The organism is Streptomyces milbemycinicus (genome assembly GCF_002154605.1).
Lineage (GTDB): Bacteria > Actinomycetota > Actinomycetes > Streptomycetales > Streptomycetaceae > Streptomyces > Streptomyces milbemycinicus.
This window is the reverse complement of sequence record NZ_MUNE01000177.1, coordinates 323-15907: the sequence shown is the minus strand read 5'-3', so window position 1 is coordinate 15907 and position 15585 is coordinate 323. Positions and strand designations below refer to the sequence as shown.

20 protein-coding genes and 2 pseudogenes are annotated in these 15585 nt (G+C 68.0%); 6 read left to right on the top strand and 16 right to left on the bottom strand.

Translation table 11 applies throughout. The annotated features are described in order from the left end of the window. The 13 genes from CCN51_RS15760 to CCN51_RS15700 all read right to left on the bottom strand — a co-directional run. Nucleotides 1-1163 (bottom strand): LysM peptidoglycan-binding domain-containing protein (locus CCN51_RS15760; RefSeq protein ID WP_245881629.1); only part of this gene is annotated, 1163 nt, incomplete at its 3' end. Nucleotides 1164-1291: 128 nt separating this feature from the next. Next, nucleotides 1292-1741, bottom strand: a complete 450-nt coding sequence (locus CCN51_RS15755) for a pilus assembly protein TadG-related protein (protein ID WP_014181111.1) — start codon at nt 1739-1741, stop codon at nt 1292-1294. Further along, complete coding sequence (locus tag CCN51_RS15750; RefSeq protein WP_014181110.1) at nt 1738-2118, bottom strand: TadE/TadG family type IV pilus assembly protein; 381 nt, start codon at nt 2116-2118, stop codon at nt 1738-1740. Before CCN51_RS15750 ends, CCN51_RS15755 begins: the two co-directional genes overlap by 4 nt. Nucleotides 2119-2168: 50 nt before the next feature. After that, entirely contained in the window at nt 2169-2564 is a 396-nt protein-coding gene (locus CCN51_RS15745; RefSeq protein ID WP_014181109.1) for a TadE/TadG family type IV pilus assembly protein, read from the bottom strand. Nucleotides 2565-2576: 12 nt separating this feature from the next. After that, the gene (locus CCN51_RS15740; protein WP_014181108.1) at nt 2577-2777 is read right to left on the bottom strand and encodes a hypothetical protein; all 201 of its coding nucleotides are present in this window, start codon (nt 2775-2777) and stop codon (nt 2577-2579) included. 66 nt (nt 2778-2843) lie between these two features. Next, on the bottom strand, nt 2844-3743 hold the full coding sequence (locus CCN51_RS15735) for a type II secretion system F family protein (RefSeq protein ID WP_014181107.1): 900 nt from the start codon (nt 3741-3743) through the stop codon (nt 2844-2846). Continuing rightward, nucleotides 3740-4654 (bottom strand): type II secretion system F family protein, encoded by a 915-nt coding sequence (locus CCN51_RS15730; RefSeq protein WP_014181106.1) that lies wholly within the window; start codon nt 4652-4654, stop codon nt 3740-3742. The genes CCN51_RS15735 and CCN51_RS15730 overlap by 4 nt, the downstream gene beginning before the upstream one ends. Further along, nucleotides 4651-5991 carry a TadA family conjugal transfer-associated ATPase gene (locus tag CCN51_RS15725; RefSeq protein ID WP_043492260.1) on the bottom strand — a complete coding sequence of 447 codons (1341 nt, stop codon included), beginning with the start codon at nt 5989-5991 and terminating at the stop codon, nt 4651-4653. The genes CCN51_RS15730 and CCN51_RS15725 overlap by 4 nt, the downstream gene beginning before the upstream one ends. Nucleotides 5992-5996: 5 nt before the next feature. After that, the gene (locus CCN51_RS15720; RefSeq protein ID WP_014181104.1) at nt 5997-6842 is read right to left on the bottom strand and encodes a CpaE/TadZ family protein; all 846 of its coding nucleotides are present in this window, start codon (nt 6840-6842) and stop codon (nt 5997-5999) included. Continuing rightward, the gene (locus tag CCN51_RS15715; RefSeq protein ID WP_245881628.1) at nt 6839-7390 is read right to left on the bottom strand and encodes an SAF domain-containing protein; all 552 of its coding nucleotides are present in this window, start codon (nt 7388-7390) and stop codon (nt 6839-6841) included. Before CCN51_RS15715 ends, CCN51_RS15720 begins: the two co-directional genes overlap by 4 nt. 233 nt (nt 7391-7623) lie before the next feature. Continuing rightward, the gene (locus tag CCN51_RS15710; RefSeq protein WP_014181102.1) at nt 7624-8172 is read right to left on the bottom strand and encodes a hypothetical protein; all 549 of its coding nucleotides are present in this window, start codon (nt 8170-8172) and stop codon (nt 7624-7626) included. A 290-nt stretch (nt 8173-8462) separates the two neighbouring features. Beyond that, nucleotides 8463-8864, bottom strand: a complete 402-nt coding sequence (locus CCN51_RS15705; RefSeq protein WP_238545505.1) for a hypothetical protein — start codon at nt 8862-8864, stop codon at nt 8463-8465. A 487-nt stretch (nt 8865-9351) separates the two neighbouring features. Beyond that, nucleotides 9352-9825 (bottom strand): ATP-binding protein, encoded by a 474-nt coding sequence (locus CCN51_RS15700; protein WP_078610721.1) that lies wholly within the window; start codon nt 9823-9825, stop codon nt 9352-9354. 490 nt (nt 9826-10315) lie between these two features. Here CCN51_RS15700 and CCN51_RS15695 point away from each other — a divergent pair. Continuing rightward, nucleotides 10316-10489: pseudogene (locus tag CCN51_RS15695) on the top strand (IS481 family transposase); the annotation flags it as partial. Here CCN51_RS15695 and CCN51_RS15690 read toward each other — a convergent pair. Beyond that, nucleotides 10486-10665: a hypothetical protein gene (locus CCN51_RS15690; RefSeq protein ID WP_014181100.1), complete on the bottom strand. Its 180-nt coding sequence runs from the start codon at nt 10663-10665 to the stop codon at nt 10486-10488. The pseudogene CCN51_RS15695 and the gene CCN51_RS15690 overlap by 4 nt on opposite strands. A 336-nt stretch (nt 10666-11001) precedes the next feature. Here CCN51_RS15690 and CCN51_RS15685 point away from each other — a divergent pair, with 336 nt between their 5' ends. Then, nucleotides 11002-11538 (top strand): HNH endonuclease family protein, encoded by a 537-nt coding sequence (locus CCN51_RS15685; RefSeq protein ID WP_319637682.1) that lies wholly within the window; start codon nt 11002-11004, stop codon nt 11536-11538. An 89-nt stretch (nt 11539-11627) separates the two neighbouring features. On the opposite strand, the gene CCN51_RS15680 is transcribed toward CCN51_RS15685, so the two are convergent. Both CCN51_RS15680 and CCN51_RS15675 read right to left on the bottom strand, forming a co-directional pair. Then, nucleotides 11628-12167: a GNAT family N-acetyltransferase gene (locus CCN51_RS15680; protein WP_014181098.1), complete on the bottom strand. Its 540-nt coding sequence runs from the start codon at nt 12165-12167 to the stop codon at nt 11628-11630. Continuing rightward, the gene (locus CCN51_RS15675; RefSeq protein ID WP_483883439.1) at nt 12164-13405 is read right to left on the bottom strand and encodes an NsdA family TPR-like regulatory protein; all 1242 of its coding nucleotides are present in this window, start codon (nt 13403-13405) and stop codon (nt 12164-12166) included. The genes CCN51_RS15680 and CCN51_RS15675 overlap by 4 nt, the downstream gene beginning before the upstream one ends. 277 nt (nt 13406-13682) lie before the next feature. On the opposite strand from CCN51_RS15675, the gene CCN51_RS15670 reads away from it, so the two are divergent. The 4 genes and pseudogenes from CCN51_RS15670 (at nt 13683) to CCN51_RS15655 (ending at nt 15545) form a co-directional block, all read left to right on the top strand. After that, the gene (locus CCN51_RS15670) at nt 13683-14279 is read left to right on the top strand and encodes a hypothetical protein (protein ID WP_238545504.1); all 597 of its coding nucleotides are present in this window, start codon (nt 13683-13685) and stop codon (nt 14277-14279) included. Between the two features lie 91 nt (nt 14280-14370). Beyond that, nucleotides 14371-14691 (top strand): annotated as a pseudogene (locus CCN51_RS59955) (helix-turn-helix domain-containing protein); the annotation flags it as partial. A 36-nt stretch (nt 14692-14727) separates the two neighbouring features. After that, nucleotides 14728-15321: a Scr1 family TA system antitoxin-like transcriptional regulator gene (locus tag CCN51_RS15660; protein WP_238545503.1), complete on the top strand. Its 594-nt coding sequence runs from the start codon at nt 14728-14730 to the stop codon at nt 15319-15321. Continuing rightward, a complete protein-coding gene (locus CCN51_RS15655; RefSeq protein ID WP_014181094.1) occupies nt 15306-15545 on the top strand; it encodes a hypothetical protein in 240 nt (79 codons plus the stop codon). The genes CCN51_RS15660 and CCN51_RS15655 overlap by 16 nt, the downstream gene beginning before the upstream one ends. Nucleotides 15546-15585: the final 40 nt, after the last annotated feature.

Here is a 15585-nt window from a genome sequence, read left to right as displayed (position 1 = left end):
GTCCAGGAGCAGCCGCCTGCCCGGGCGAGGGTGGCCAGTGGGACTTCGGCGGCGTTGGCGATCCCGATGGTCACGGTGGGGGCTGGCTGGGGTGGTGCGGGTGGGGTGCGGCGCGTGATCAGCGTTTTCGGATCGGCGTCTGTGGTGCGGGGCAGGGCAGCCTCGCTCGCTGCCAGGACGGCTTTCTCGATCGCGGGGCTCAGTGGCGGGACCTGCGCATTGAGGCCGGGGCGGCGGGAGCGGTTCTGGTAGAAGCGGAAGAAGCGCAGTGCGGCGAGGATGCCGGCGGCGCTGGTGATGCCGATGATGCTCGCTGTCCCGACGCTGATCGCGACCGGCCCTGACCGCACATGGCTCGCGGATTGGCCGGGGGTGGCTCGGCTCTCCGCCTCACGCCGCGGGCTGAGGCCGGGTGCCGGCTGGGTGGGGAGGCCTTCCGCTGATGTGGAGGGAGAGGAAGGCTTCGCCGGTGCGGCAGGCGGGGTTGGCGGAGCAGGAGGCCGTGGCGATGAGGCGGATGAGATGACGGGGATGCCGAGTTGCCAGCCCGGCGTGATCCGGTCCGGGTCGCTCAGTCGGCCGCCGTCGGACTGGACGCGTGTCTTATTCAGCGCGTAGATGCGCGGCCATTTCAGCGGGTCGCCCATGTGTGTTGCGGCGATGTCCCACAAAGTGTCGCCTTCCGCCACGGTGTACTCCACGCACCGGCTCTCAGCGATCCTCGCTTCCCGCATCGAGGGGCGCTCGGTTTCCGAAGATGCCGCCGGGGTGACGGGAGCCGTGGAAGCTACAGGGACGCGAAGATCTCCTGAGGTGGCATGGGGATGAGCATGTGCGACGTAGGGCCGCCACAGGCTGACCAGGGCCAGGACGAGTGTGCCGATACACAGCGCGGCCAGCGTCCGCTGCACCGACAGCGTCTCCAGGTGAGCTGTGTGGGCGGTGCGGTCGCGCAGCAGCTGCGGCACGTGGCTCGCGTACCAGGCGACTTCTTTGAGGATGGAGCAGGCGAAGGCGGCCCAGCACACCCAGCCGACCATGGCCAGGAGGTCGATGATGACCGGGTCGGTGATGGGCTGCATGACCCGTTCGTCCAGGTCCTGCCAGGAGCCGATCCGGTCGGGCCAGGGCACGCCGGTCGCCTGCCACAGCACGTAGGGCATGCCGGCCAACAGGGCGAGGGTGATGGCGGCTGTACCCGTTGCCGTGGCTGCGGCGCGGATCCGTGGTCCCGGTGTGAATCGGTAGGTCATGAGCGTTGGCCCTCTTCGACTTCCCGTGTGCGCTATGGCTATGGGTTGGCGTTGGCGCGTTCGGCGCGCACGGTGGCGTGGGCGGTCACCGTGAGGGTGCGTACGCCGACCAGCTGCAGGATCTGGGCGGGCTGGTGGTGGGTGACATGCACGGTGACCTCGTCGCCCTGCACCGTCGCGCTGCCGGTGTCGCCCGTGGCCCTCACGTACGCCGTAGCGGCCCGGGCGGCCTTGCTTCGGAGGAGCCGGACATCGTCGGTGCTGCGCAGTCGGCCGATGTCGAGTTGTTGGGCTCCGGTTCTGGCGGCCTCCTGTGCCACGTCCAGGGCGCGGGCCTTGCCGGCCAGGGCCAGGCCGCCGTCGATGACGATCCCGGCGAACAGCCACAATGCCAGCATCACGCCCATGACGAATGAGGTCACCTGGCCGCGGTCATCGCCGCCGGCGATTTTCGACCGGACCGCTTCGAGATGCGCATGGAGGTTCACGGTGCGCTCCGGTGTACGTCGACTGGGGAGAAGGCGGTGCCGTGGAGGGTGATGCGGCCCGGCATGCCGGCGTGCGTGAGGTCTCGCAGCTCGACGGTGCAGGTGATTTTCGCGGTTACGACACCGCCCGGCCGAAGTCCGTTTGTGGCGAGGGCGACCTTGGGACGCGAGCATGCGGCCCCCGCCTTATTGAGTGCGGCATCAGTGCTGCGTCGGGCGGCGGCGCGGGCTTGGGCTTCGGTGCGGGCGAGGGACGCCGCCCGGGCAGCCTGGTGGGCGGCATCCGCCACGATCAGCCGTGCATCCGCCAGACGTCCCAAAGCGACCACGGTGAGGAGAACGAGCATGAGCAAGGGGGTGACAAGGACGAATTCCACAGCAGCAGATCCACGGTCCGCTTCTCGCCGTCCGGGGGGTGTTCTCACGCTCATGGCCGCTGCCCCGTCGGGGTGGTGATGCGCTCGACAGCGCCGGAGGCTGTTCCGGTCGCGGTCAGATGCAGGCCCGGCAGCACAGGCATCACCGACCCCTTCACGTGCACGGTGGCCTGGGTAGATGTGCGGCGTACCGTCACCGAGGGGGAGGTGAGGACCCGGCTTCCGAGCTGGGCCAGGCTGCGTCTGCCCTGCGCCCTGCCGTCGGTTGCGCTGCCGTCCTTCGCCCGGGCTGCGGCCAGGGCTCTTTCGGCCGCGTACTGGGCGATGTGCCGGGCGTGCCAGGCCAGCGCGACCTGTACAACCGTCAGAGCGAGTATCAGCAGCAGCGGCACGACCACGACGAGCTGGGCAGTGACGGCGCCTCGATCGCCGCGTGGGCTCTGCATGTGCTTCACCGGTTATCCCAGGTCGATGCCGTTGGCCTTGCCGAGAACCTTGGCGGTGATGATCCCGACGACGGTCACAGCAAGGATGACCAGCAGCGCGGTGACGAGGATGGTCTCGGTGGTGTAGCCCGCGTCACCGCGGGCGCGGCGGCGTGCAAGGTCGGTGTGGGTGCGCAAGGCGGCAGCCAGAGCATGGAAGCGCGAGCGGAACATAGCGATCGTTCTCCGGTTTTCGTGCATGGATCCAGCGGGTTCGAGACTGTGGGTGGTATTTCGTGGTCAGCTCACGGCGAGGACGTGGGCGAGTGCGGGATAGCCGATCAGGAGCAGGAACGCGGCGAAGAGCAGGACGACGGGCAGCGACATCTGCTCGGTGGCCGCTTGGGCTGCCCCGTCGGCTTCCGAGAGCTGGCGGCGGCGCATCGCGCGGGCCTTCGCGGCCAGTGAGGCGCGGACTTTGGCGCCTTCAGCGCCAGCCAGATTGAGCGTGGCAGCGAGTTCCGACAGATCGCTGACCTTCAAGTGCCGCCCGAGGTCAGCCAGGTGCTGCCACGGGCTGGTCCGGGTCAGCTGCGCGACGTGCAGGGCGTGGCGCAGTTTGGCGGCGGCCCAGCCTTGCGGTGCCTGGGCGGCGTCGGCAAGGGCCTGTTGGACGCCGGCTCCGCCCGCGAGGGAGATCGCGGTCAGGTCCAGGATCAGGGTGAGCGTGTGCCGCATCTGCCGCCGCCGTTCGGCAGCCTTCTTGCGCACGGCCATGTCCGGGACGAAGAACAGCACCACGGCAGTGGCAAGTGAGCCGGCCAGCGGCATCCACCAGCCCGCCTCGACTCCGGCGCCGAAGCGGACGAGCACGGTAGCGGCCCAGGGCAACAGCAGTCCTGCGGCTGCGCAGGTCGCCTTGCCCGCCAGGTGCTTGTCCACGTCCGTCCCGCACACCGCGAGGTCCGCGCGCAAGGAGGCGGTGGGGAAACCCAGCGCCCGTACCAGAGGGACGGCCCTGCGGCCGAGCCGCGTGGCCCACTCCGATTCCTCCGCCTCCGAGGTGACCACCTCGGGTGGTGGCGGGGGCGAGTCGAGTGTGGCGAGGATGTCCGCGAGCGCAGGCCGTGGCGGGAGCAATCCGTAGGCCAGGACGACCAGCCCGACGCCGAACACGGCACCCAGCACGATGATGATCACAGCGTCCTCCCCGCCTCACCCCGTGCCCCGGCGGGGGTGGGGTCAATGAGGCGCACGGGTTCGTGGAGGCGGCCGATGGCGGTCAGCCAGGTAAAGGAGAGCGCGAACAACGCGCCCACAATCGCCAGCACCACCTGGCCGGAAAGGGTGTTGAAGGGGTCGAGGTAGGGCCGGTTGAAGACAGTCAGGCCGACCGCCATGCCCAGAGTGACCGTGACGGTGACGCGCACGCCGGCGCGGATGCTGGCGCGCCCCGCGTCGATGCGCTGACGCATGGCGACCTGCTCGCGCACCGAGTCCGCCAGCTCCCCCAGCAGCGCGGCCAGCTGGCTGGCCTGCCGCTGCGCGGCCATGACCAAGGCAGCGACCACGACATCCGCGAGCGGGTCATCCACCTCATCGGCGAAGGAACGCAAGGATGCGGGCAGCGACTGGCCGGAGCGGACCGACACAGCCAGGTCGCCCAGCTCTCGCCGCAGCGCGGACGGGGCGATGTCGGCGGTGGTCAGGACGGCCTGCTCCAGTCCGGCAGCAGCCGAGAGGGTGTCGCGCAGCATCTCCGTCCACAGCGCGAGGGCTTCCATCCGCTCGGTGCGCCGAGCAGCCGCACTGTCCGAACCGAGCAAGCCGGGCAGGGTGAGCAGCGCGGCGGTCGTCAGCAGGGCGGCTACCGGCCACCTCGTCAACGCCCCGACTGCCACCCCGGCGACCAGGGCGACGGTGAAGCGGCGCTTGTTCCAGCTCACCGGAAGGCGGCCGGCCAGCCGCCGTCGCCACCCGCCTCTGTCTTCCTCACCGTGTGTGGGCCGGCGCAGCGCGCCGAGCGCGATCAGGAGCAGGCCGGTGCCAAAACAGGCGCCGAGCAGCACGGCGAGGATGCGGGCGGCGTCGCCCAGCGGTGCAGCGGTCATCGGACGGCTCCCCACCAGTGGAGGCCCGCTGCCTCGGCATCCAGGCCGGCGGCGATCAAGTCATGGAGTGTCTCGGTGCGCAAGGGAGTGGCCGGTACGGCTCGGCCGTCGGGTCCTGGACGGTAGATCTCGTTGGAGACCAGTTGGGGTCCGTCGGCGTCGACGACCTCGCGTACCGAGTCGATCGCGCGCCGACCCTCGGTGTCCCACCCGAGGTGCACCACAAAGTGCACCGCGGAGGCCACCAGCAGGTTCGTCGCCTCCAGCGACAGGCGCTCGGGTGCTTGGGCGGCGTAGGCGGCGAGCTTGGTGAACACTCCGCGGGAGGTGGAGGCGTGGATGGTGGACAGCGATCCGTCGTTGCCCTGGCTCATGGCGTTGCACATCGGGATGACTTCACTGCCGCGGATCTCGCCGACAATCACCCGATCCGGGGACATGCGCAGCCCCCAGCGCACCAGCTCCGCCTGGTCGATGGCGCCCTGGCCTTCGATGTTCGGCTCGCGGGCCTGCATCGCCACCACATTCGGGTGAGCCACCGCATTCGTGTCGAGGCCGAGTTCGAAGGTGTCCTCGATCGTGATCAGCCGCTCGATGGGCGGGATCTGGGAGGCGAACGCGCGCAGTACGGTGGTCTTTCCGACATTGGTGCCGCCGCCGATGATGATGTTCTTACGCGCCCGTACCAACGCCGACAGAAACGCGGCCATGGGCTCATCACACACCCCAAGCCTCACCAGGTCCTCCATCGAGGCAGCGGGAAACCGGTGACGGCGTACCGACAGCGACACGCGCCCGGTGACGGCCATCACTGCGAACAGCCTCGAGCCGTCCGGCAGCTGCACATTCAGCCGGGGCACGCCACGGTCGAACCGGCGCTCCTCGCCCTCCACGCTCGCCGCCAGCGTGCGGACCATCTCGACCAGCTCGGCGTCCGATGCCGCTACCGCAGGCCCTGGGCGCCACGTGCCGTCCGCTCGGCGGATCCAGACGGTGTCGCACCCGTTGACGCAGATGTTCTCGACCGACTCATCAGCCAACAGCCGCTCCAGAGAGCCGGTGCCGAACAGCGCGTCGGTGACCGTCTGCGCGATACGTTCTTCCGCCGCCCGGTCGAAGGCGAGACTGCCCTGAGCCAACGCCGCCCGGGCCCGCACCGCAAGCTCCTCCTCCACCAGGCGCTGGGCCGTCGCCCTCCGCTGTGCATCGTCCTCGGGCGGCAGACCAGCGGCTTCTCGCTCATCGGCGTACGCCGCCAGGCGGGCCACCACCCGCTCCCGCACCGCCGCCGCCAGCTCCCGCTCACCAGCAGCACCACACACGGCACGTTCGACCATCGCGCTCACGAGCCGGCCTCCTTCGCCGCCAGCCCCGCCAGGCCATGCGGAACAGCGCCGCCTTGGGCCGGCACCGCGCCCAGCCCGGCAAGATCAGCACTCAGCCCCGCCACCGCCACCTCACCGCCCCCGCTCAGCTGCCCTGCCACCTCACGCGCCGCTGCCATCAGCCGCAGTGCCCTCAACCCGCTGGTGCGCAACGCCGCACGGGAGTGACCGGCCAACACGGCGGCTGCCTTCGGATCCCACGGCAAGAAAGCGACCCGTGCCACTCCGAGCGTCGCGGTGATCTCCCCGGGCCCATACGGGCACGGGCCGATCACGACCAGCAGATACCGCTCCACCAACGGCCCGGCCTCCGCCAGGTGCGCGTACACGTGCGCCAGCGCATCCGCCCCTCCCCGGGACACCAGCACTACCGCCTCAGCCGCGTCCAGCAGACCGTCGACGCCCGCACCGATACGGCCCACGTCCAGCACGACCGTGCCCTGATCACCTTCCTCGCCCAGCAGCACCCGCTGCCCGGACTCGGCAACCAGACGAACCGCCTCTGCACACGCCCTGCCGCCCGCCGGTGAGGCAACCACCCGCACACCGAAGGGAAGTTCAGCCGTCGCTCCCAGCAGCGAGCCCGGGTGATCCTTTCGGGCCGCGGTGGCCACGTCCAGCAACCCCGGCGTATGCGGGCAGCCGAACCGGACCGCGAGATCCCCGCCCGAGACATCGGCCTCCACCACCACCGGCCGCACCCCCTCATCAGCCCGATCCGGCCAGGCCGCCGCAAGAGCCAACACGGTCGTAGTCACCCCGGGCGCGCCCTTCACCGACCCCACCGTGATCAACCGCCTCATGGCGCCTCCCGCCCCTCAGCAGGCAGCACCACCACACGCGGACGTTCCATACCCGCAGCCCGACGCACCGCGCCGGTCTCCACCAGCACCGTCACCACCCGCACACCACCCGGAGACTCAGGAGCCTTCATCCCCGTCACCGTCCCCACCACGGGAGCCGAAGCCGCCGCCCCATCTCCGGTCCCGCCATCCGTGCCGCCGGGCCCCTCCAATACGGCGACCCGGTCACCTCGCACCACGCCCGGCGACGCGCTGCCCGCCTCCACAGCGAAGGCCACCTCTGACTGACCCTTGGGCGGAAAGGCTCTCCGTCCGCCGAACTGCCCTGGCGCCAACAGCGACCCAGCCACCAGCGGCACTCGCGCCCGCCGCCCCAGCACCCCCGACCGGCCCGCCGCAGCCACCACTCCGGTCTCGGACGCAACCTCAACCTGTCGCAGATCACCCGCAGTCAGGACGTGCCCTGCGGGCACATCCCGTGCCAGCACCAGCACCTGTCCCCGCTCACCCACCGCCGACGCGACGAGCGCAAAGCCGACCGCCGACACGACCACCGTCCCCACACCGGCCCAGACCCACCCCAACCTGCGCCGCGCCCCGCCCGTCACAGCCGACGGCCGCTGCTGCGGATCAGGCCGACGCGCCCCCGGCAATCCAATGCTCACGCCCTTGGGGCGCGAAGGTGACATGGCGCTACCCACAATCCACTCCACAGGAAGGAAAAGACTCGCTCATTGCATCCAGCCCGCATCCCGCGGAACCGTGTTCTACCGAAAGGCTGTCAGCGCACGACGACAGCCTGCACCTCATCGACCTCAATCGGCCTCTCGGCGGCTATCACCAGCCCCGGCACCCGCCCAGCCCGACCGCCACCATGCCACTCGACATCCCACCCAACCTGTACCGACACCGCGAATTTCCGGCCGGGCTCAGCCAACGACGACATCCGGTAGGTGTAACCGCAATCCGGCGACTGCTCCTCCGGCCGGAACTTCCCCGAATACGGCGTTCCAGGCCCGGTACACGTCACCGCACCACCCTCACCCATCGACCACACAGCCCTATGCGGACGGGCCGTCGCCGTCACCGTCAGCCCCGGCACCTCAGCCGTCTGAGTTACCGGCACCCACGTGCTGCGCTGCACCCACATCCACGTCGGAACCCCCACCACCTGCACGTCATCCTCATCCGGACTCGTACGAATCACCGGCTTCGGCAGCGTCAGCTTCTCCACAGCTCGCCGAGCAACGGCCTCAACCGAAACCTTCCGCTTGTGCTTCGTCTTGGACTTCTTCGGCTTCTCGCCATCGAAACGGGGCAGAATCCCCATGCCCTCGCCAAGATCGAACTCCCAACCATCCGACTTGATGGTTGGTCGCCCAGAGGAAGCGCTCCTACCACGCCACGAGAGACCTCGTTGAGAACGAGCACTGGGTTGCCGGCCGACGCCTGCGGCACGTCCGCCCTGAACTTCAGCCCGTACCTCGCATCCGCCAACCGCACAACTCACCCCACCGAAAAGGTCCCGCTGTTCGTCAGCTTGCGCGGGGAGCACGGCCGTCATGACATCCAGGGTTCCGAGCAGTGAAACGAGAGTCCAGACTCCGACGTGCCGTACGGTCAACACGTTCCGGCCTCATGCATGTAGAGGTAAGAAACTTTCCATACAGTGCCGTTACGGAACACCCTGGCATCCACCTTGAAGTGACTGCCAGGAACATCGTTCTTCAACTCTCCGTTGAGCTTGTACTGCAGCCAGTCCGTGCCGTCCACACAGTCTTGCAACTTCACCTCCTTGGTGGTTGCCGTGACCACCTCCGGATTGACGTGCGGCGTACCCTTACTGACAACTTTCTCCTTCTTGGCCCTCGTCAGCCCATACTTCATCAGCTCTAAAGCGCCTTGCGCGGCATGGTCACGAAGTCTTGGGGCATCAGGATCAGGTGCAGCGGACACTACAGTCAGGTCACGCCACATCGCGCGGTAAGCCACCAGGGCAGGGCCTTCCGGTCCTTTACCCACGCTCGGAGACTCCGTCGACAACGACTTCCCCCCATCCTCGACAGGGGACTCGGATCTCGAATCTGCCTTCGAGCAGCTAGCCAGGAACACTCCGGCCACCAAGATGAATACAGAGACCCCACCCGCTCCCGAAAAGCCGAATCTACGCACGCATCTCCGCCTTCCATTTTCCAGACATCGCGGACAGTAACATATCGATTTCCGGGACTTCCATACAGCCCCCTTCATCCTGCGGTCTCCAACCCCACAAGGGATAGAATCTTGCCGCGTTCTCACTATTACGACAATCGGAACAGCCTGCGTCCGCGAAGCGTCATTCACCCTGCCGTTTTCCATTGCATCAGAACTGCAGCGACTCTACGGACGCACGATCCGTGTTTCATCCATACTGGTGACCACCGCGTGTCCATAAGTGCATTGACGGACACGCGACGGTCATTCCAGGCGTGCAGGCCGTCCTCCGTTGAGGTTGACTTGATGTCTGGAGTCAGCCGCTTCCCGAGCCGGGGATCGCCATCCATGCGACCTTTGCTCCAGATCCCGAAGGCCGAAACCCCCAGCGTCCAGAGGTAAGTTGGTTGACGATGTGCATACCTCTACCCCGCTCGGGCAACAATTCAGCCAGGTCGTCGAATCCGCCGTCAGGCCCTTGCAACTCTGAGGCTAGGGGCGCCGCTGAGTGGGAACAGGTGATTTTCGGGATGCGTGGGTCACCATCCTGGATCTCGCAGGTGAGCCCGGTGTCTGTGCGACATAGTCGCATTTCGTATGGGTCGCAGGCATGTTCGATGGCGTTAGCGATCAGCTCCGAAGCAGCGAGCACCGCATCGCTGATTGCGTCGCCAGGCAGGTCTAGTTGGGCCAGGCTGCGCCGGAGAGCCGCACGGGCACGAGCTGCGGCTCCGGGCGTGCAACTGTTCCAGCACCAAACGGTTTCCTGGCGGCCGGGCTCCAAAGTCATCGCTCTGCACCTCGCGCAGCGTGTCGGCCACGCCGGACGCGACGATGGCGACCGCGGCCAGAGCGTACGCAGGCGCGCGCCTCGTGGAGCACGAGCGGTGCAGTCTGGGCGACGAATGGAAGAACGGGTACGGCGCTGAAGAGGATAGGTGCCATGTGGGCGACCTCCGGCGTGATCGAGGATGAGACACGACCACGACACCGTCGAACTCGCCGAGAGCGGAACTACCCTGCCGGGGAAACTTCGCTGGATTTATTTTTCCATCCATGACTGCCACTTTACGAGTAAATCATCTGCGGAATATTGGCCACGCAGCGCTCGAGATCGGCGACCAATAATGACATCTGAAGCCTTCACAACTTTCGAGACAAAACCTGCGGTCTTCGGCGCTTATCTCGGCGACGGCTTGCGGCCAGTTGTTGGCGGTGACAACAACGGGGCACCCAACTCGGTCGTGCGTGAGGGAGCTACTGGATGTCACTCGTGCGGGAACCGCACGCTGCTCGACGAGTCGGCCTACGCTCGCCCCTACCGATCCGAACAGGAACGACGCGACGTCTTCCCCGCCTGGCTGCACACCTACAATCACCACCGTGGATACACCGCGCTGAAAAGCCGACCACCCGCCAGCCGCGTCCCCAACCTCACAGGGCAATACACCTAGCCGTCGACCGAGAGGTGCCGCACGACCTTCTTGACCGCGGCCTCGACCTGGTAGCGCGGCGTGCCTGTCTCCTGGGCGTACTCGGTCACCGCGGCCTGGATTTCGAGGGCGGCGTCGTACCAGCGCGCCCACTGGGCGGCGTGCTCGTCGCCGTCGAGCCCCGGAAAGCTCGGCATGCTCGGCGTCGGCTGCCTGCTGGAGGTCGATGAGTCTGTCTGGGGTGTCGACGGCTGGACCATAAGTCCGGCCTTCGAAGACTCACGCGCGCGGCGGTCGAGTGGTCCGCAGGTGGCAGCCGCTACGGTGCCGATCCCCTACGGAGGAGTGGCATGGGAAGGTTCAGAGCAGCAGTCCTCTCCGCCCTGCTCGCGCTGGCGGCACTGGTCGGCTCGACGGCTCCAGTTTCAGCAGCCCTGCAAGCTCCAGCGGCAGTGATCAGCTCCACGGCTCCGGCCTCAGTAGTCCCGGGAGCTCCAGGTGACACGGTAACAACGACCGTGCGGCGGGGGATTGTGGCTCTGCCGATCGCGGACGAGGACCGTACCGGATACACCCGCGACAAGTTCCGGTTGTGGCTGGACGAGGACCACGATGGCTGCAACACCAGGCACGAAGTCCTGATCGCCGAGGCGGTCATCGCGCCCCAGATCGGCCCGCGGTGCAAGCTCACCGGCGGCAGCTGGTACTCGTGGTACGACGGCGAGACCTGGACTGATCCGAACGATCTCGATATTGATCACGTCGTCCCGCTCGCCGAGGCGTGGGACTCCGGGGCCTCGGCGTGGACGTCAGCCGAGCGGAACGCGTACGCCAACGACTTGGGCGACGAGCGGTCGCTGACTGCAGTGACGGACAACGTCAACCAGGCGAAGGGCGACAAGGATCCTGCCGAGTGGGTGCCAGCCCTCAACCGGTGCGACTACCTCGTCGACTGGGTGGTGGTGAAGTCCCGCTGGCGTGAGAAGGCTGACGCGGCGGAGGTGGCGGCGCTCAATCGGATCGCGGATGGGTGCCCGGATACGGAGATCACTTTCGTACTGGCCCGCTGACGTCCCGCACTGTGCCCCTCGCTGGCCTCCGGGCCGGGCGAGGGGCCTTCGTCATGCCAAGGATTACCCGAGGCGGAGACAGCGCAGGTTCAGCGGATGGCGCGGATCATCACCCGGAGAACAGGCGAGGCTGGTGACGGCTGGCTCTGCCCGATGTCCTCGTACCCCCACGACCGGTAGAGCGCGTGGACCTTCCCGTCACCAGCGGCCGGGTTGACCATGAGCGTGACGTATGGCTCCGCACGGGTGGCGAGGAGGGCGTCATGGATACGCCGGGCGGTTCCGGTCTTCCGCCAGGCGGCCCGGACTCCAATCTCCTTCAGGGCCACAGCCGGAAGCTCGGTGTACTTGACCGTCGGCGCCGGAGTGGTGCGCTGCCAGTACCGGTCACCGTGCTCGATGGTGTTGCCGTAGGCGTAGCCGACCGGATGCCCGTCCGCGTACGCAAGGACGGCCACGAACCCCGATTCGCTGCCGTGGCGGTCCAGGCGCTCACCGAATGCGGTGATGGCGTAGTTCGGCAGGTGGAGTAGCGGAGCGCGCACGTCGGCGTACACATCGATCACGTCGCCGCGGATGGGTTCAAGGGCGGTTTCGGTCCGAAGCTCGATCGTAGGTGCCGTCGTCATGCGGATGCCCTCCAGATGGCGGTGTGCTCGGTCCAGGTCTGCACGGTAGGGCTGCCTGGTGCTGTGGCGCGAAGTGCAGCCCCGAACTCTTGCAGCATGCGGGCCACCCGGGCGTGTTGGGTAGCGGCGTCGGCGGGGACCTTCATCGCGGTGGCTGTGGCGGCGTCGGCCGCACCCTGGGAGAGCTGGGCGTGTGCGAGCCGGGTCGTGGTGATGGCACGGGATCGGACCATGTGGGGGCGCAGGGTGGATAGGCAGCGGTGGGCGTGGAACTCGGCGGTTGGGTAGTCGCCGAGCGCCAGGCACGCCGACAGGGCCAAGGAATCCAGCTCGGCCTGGCCGTAGAAGGCGAGCATCCACACGGGCCGGTATTCGCCGGGGTCGGCACGCAGCATGGCGTCCTGTGCCTGCTCGAACGCGCGATGGGTGCCAGTGCGATCATGGGCCGCGCCGTGAATGGCCGCCTGCCGGGCCAGGCCGAGGGACGCGAACAGGGGGTCGCGGCGCGTGATGTGCAGGTTGCGGGCGACATTGTTGGCGGCGAAGGCGTCAGCGGGGCGGCCCAAGTGCCGGTACATGGTGCCCGTATGGCTCCAGATGCGGAACTTGATCGCCTGGTCGCCGGACATCTCGGCTAGGGCCTGCGCCTCACGCATGTGTGCCTTCGCGTCTTCGTATCGGCGCCCGTCGATGGCGGCCCACATGGCCGAGGAGCGGAACGCCGCTGCGGAGGCATAGAGGTTGCTGCGCACGCGCTGAGTGGCGCTGCCGGCGTTCTGGAGGTTTAGCGCCTCGTCGGCGAGCGTGGCAGCCCTCCGCTCAATGTTGAGTTGTCCGCCGTGGCGGTGGTCGCTGGCGATGATCTCGGCGAATCGGCCCTGTAGGCGGTCGACGTCACTCATGCCGATGCGGCGGGGTGCGGCGGCACCGGGAGCGGCTGCCGCGGCGGCAGCGGCGACGCCGCCAACGAGGGTGCGGCGCTTCATGTCGGGGTCCTCCTGCGGTGAGGCTGGGGTGGACGGAGTCCGGCCCCGTGGCACGAATCCTAAAGCGGTGGCGGGTAGGCCGGTGACGTCCTCAAGCACCTTGCGGGTAGCCGATTTGGGCCATCGGACTCTGCCCGCTTTCCAATCGCGGACCGACGACCCATCCAGCCCACCAGGGCGCCCGGTAAGTCGCTCAAGGGCTCTGTTCACCGCCTCAGCAAGGCTGTTGGAGCTGTAGCCGTGCTCGTCCATCCACGCCTCAAGAGCCGTATTGCGCGTGGTGTCCATGAAGGCACCGTAGCCTCACGCGCCTCGAACCGTCAGGTAAATGGGAGGTCAAATCACCCTAGGGCGTTCCTTCGGATACACCCCAGATCGCCCTAACCGGCACTCACCACGGGGAAGTTGTCTGGTTGCAAGCCGTCCACGCCCCCGCGCGGACGGCTGGTGACGGCCCCATTCGCTCCTCGTTCCCCTGTAGGGAGCGAACGGGGCGCCGAATCGACCGCAAGCGCGAGGCAAACGACCCATGACGACGCGCAGCAGCACCACCCCCACACCAGCATCGGGCGGACTCGTGCCCGAGTCGCAGAACGAAGACGGCGAGGCGACGGTGTCCGGCGTCTTGATGCATACCCGCCAAGAGCGCGGACAGGACGTCAGACGAACCCACGCCGAAGCGAGCCCCACCCAGTGGGTCCAGGACTCCGGAGCCAGCATCAGTGCTGTGCTCCTCGCCTGGGAGCACGGCAAACTGGCGGAACTCCCCGTCGGGACGGCGTGGGACGTCGTACGTCTTGAGCAGCCGGCAGGGTGGGAGGCCATCCGGCTCTTGCAGAAGATGGGGTTGCCCCTCGGGCCGGTGCTGTACGCCCACCTGGCTGTCGAGATCCCCGTTCCCGTCCACGCGGCAGACGGCTGGGACCTGCACGGCGCCACCGTGCTGGGCGCCGGCGAGACCCTTCTCGTTCCGCACGCGCGGATCGTCGCTCCCCACACCCAACACGGCCGATCGTGGATCATCCCTCCGAATCACCAGCGTCTCCTGACCGACCCCGATGACCTGTACGGCGCCTACTTCGCGGCCCTGGCCAAGGCCGCAGAGCAGCGAGGGCTTCGCCGGTGACCGAATACTGCTATCGCTGCGACAAGCCCACCCGTGAACCGATCACCGTACTCCGCGCATCAGCCTCCGGGCCCGGCTGCCTGCGCCACCTATGCCTGGACTGCAACCGCCGACGGCCGCACCCCGACGCCGACCTCTACACGGTGCTCGTCACCCTGCAGCGCGAGAGGACGGCATCATGACCGCCCCGTCGGGAGACCGTCCGTCCGCCATGCCGAGCACACGCGAAGATGCACCATCCGCCGCGACCATGGTGGTCGGCGCCTACTTACGGTCGCTGCGCCGTTCCCGCGACATGACTCTTCGCGACGCCGGCAGGGTGATTCGGGGCTCAGCCGCAAAGCTGAGCCGTCTTGAGACCGGCATCTCTCCGCAGCGCGATCCAGACGTCGCTGGCCTGCTGGGCCACTACAAGCTCAATCCATCGGTAATCAGGGCTACGTGCGGGATGGTCCGCGCCCCGCGCCGCGACCAGTGGGCCGATTTCGCGCCCGGCTGGCCCGCACGGCTGGCCGCCTGCGAGCAAGAGGCCAGCGCGGTGCGCGTATACACCATGTACCTGATCCCCGACATCCTGCAGATCCCCGCGTACACCGCCCTCATCCCAGATCCAGAAGGGACCAGGTCCGTACCTCGCGCCCTGCCACCAGGCCAGGCGGATATCACCCTGCTCCTGGACGAGTCCGTGCTGCAGCGGCCCTTCGGAGCGCCGGCCGTGGTGGCGGCGCAGATAGCCCACCTCCAAGACCGCATAGCGACGGGCGAACTCACCGTCCGGGTGGTGCCCCTGGCCGCCGGGATATACGGCTACTCCACCCTCATGAGCGAGCTCACGCTGCACGGGCGGAAACTGGTCGTAGATGACTTGGGCACCCCGCTCTACTCCGCCGGAGCACCTGGCCGGACCCGATGCAAGGTCCTGGACTCCGCGCTCGACGCCGCCATATCGGCCGAGCGGAGCGCCGAGATACTGGAAGAGACCCGCAACCACTTCGAGCAGCTGGCCGCGGAGTGGACACAGCCGCAGTGGCCGCCGACATGACCGCCCCGGCCGACGCCCGGCGCATGTCCCCGTACTGCCAGATGTACAACGACGAGCCCGACACCACACCCGACGAGATCCACGCGTTCTGCAAGGGACCGGGCGAGGTCCGGCTGAAGCCGATACCGCCCGCGACCCTCGGCCTACTCCTCTTCACCGTCCGCTGTGACTGCGACTGCCACAAGACCCCGCCCGTCGAGGTGCTGAAGGCGGACGCCACATAGACCGGTGGGCCGCTGACAGTCCGGTTCCCCCGTCCCGGAC

What these genes read in the sequence shown, in the direction of transcription:
- CCN51_RS15745 (WP_014181109.1), bottom strand. Translation starts at nt 2,564, where the DNA reads ATGCAGAGCCCACGCGGCGATCGAGGCGCCGTCACTGCCCAGCTCGTC.
- CCN51_RS15740 (WP_014181108.1), bottom strand. Translation starts at nt 2,777, where the DNA reads ATGTTCCGCTCGCGCTTCCATGCTCTGGCTGCCGCCTTGCGCACCCAC.
- CCN51_RS15730 (WP_014181106.1), bottom strand. Translation starts at nt 4,654, where the DNA reads ATGACCGCTGCACCGCTGGGCGACGCCGCCCGCATCCTCGCCGTGCTG.
- CCN51_RS15725 (WP_043492260.1), bottom strand. Translation starts at nt 5,991, where the DNA reads ATGGTCGAACGTGCCGTGTGTGGTGCTGCTGGTGAGCGGGAGCTGGCG.
- CCN51_RS15720 (WP_014181104.1), bottom strand. Translation starts at nt 6,842, where the DNA reads ATGAGGCGGTTGATCACGGTGGGGTCGGTGAAGGGCGCGCCCGGGGTG.
- CCN51_RS15710 (WP_014181102.1), bottom strand. Translation starts at nt 8,172, where the DNA reads ATGGGGATTCTGCCCCGTTTCGATGGCGAGAAGCCGAAGAAGTCCAAG.
- CCN51_RS15700 (WP_078610721.1), bottom strand. Translation starts at nt 9,825, where the DNA reads ATGACTTTGGAGCCCGGCCGCCAGGAAACCGTTTGGTGCTGGAACAGT.
- CCN51_RS15690 (WP_014181100.1), bottom strand. Translation starts at nt 10,665, where the DNA reads ATGCCGAGCTTTCCGGGGCTCGACGGCGACGAGCACGCCGCCCAGTGG.
- CCN51_RS15680 (WP_014181098.1), bottom strand. Translation starts at nt 12,167, where the DNA reads ATGACGACGGCACCTACGATCGAGCTTCGGACCGAAACCGCCCTTGAA.
- CCN51_RS15675 (WP_483883439.1), bottom strand. Translation starts at nt 13,405, where the DNA reads ATGGACGAGCACGGCTACAGCTCCAACAGCCTTGCTGAGGCGGTGAAC.
- CCN51_RS15670 (WP_238545504.1), top strand. Translation starts at nt 13,683, where the DNA reads ATGACGACGCGCAGCAGCACCACCCCCACACCAGCATCGGGCGGACTC.
- CCN51_RS15660 (WP_238545503.1), top strand. Translation starts at nt 14,728, where the DNA reads ATGGTCCGCGCCCCGCGCCGCGACCAGTGGGCCGATTTCGCGCCCGGC.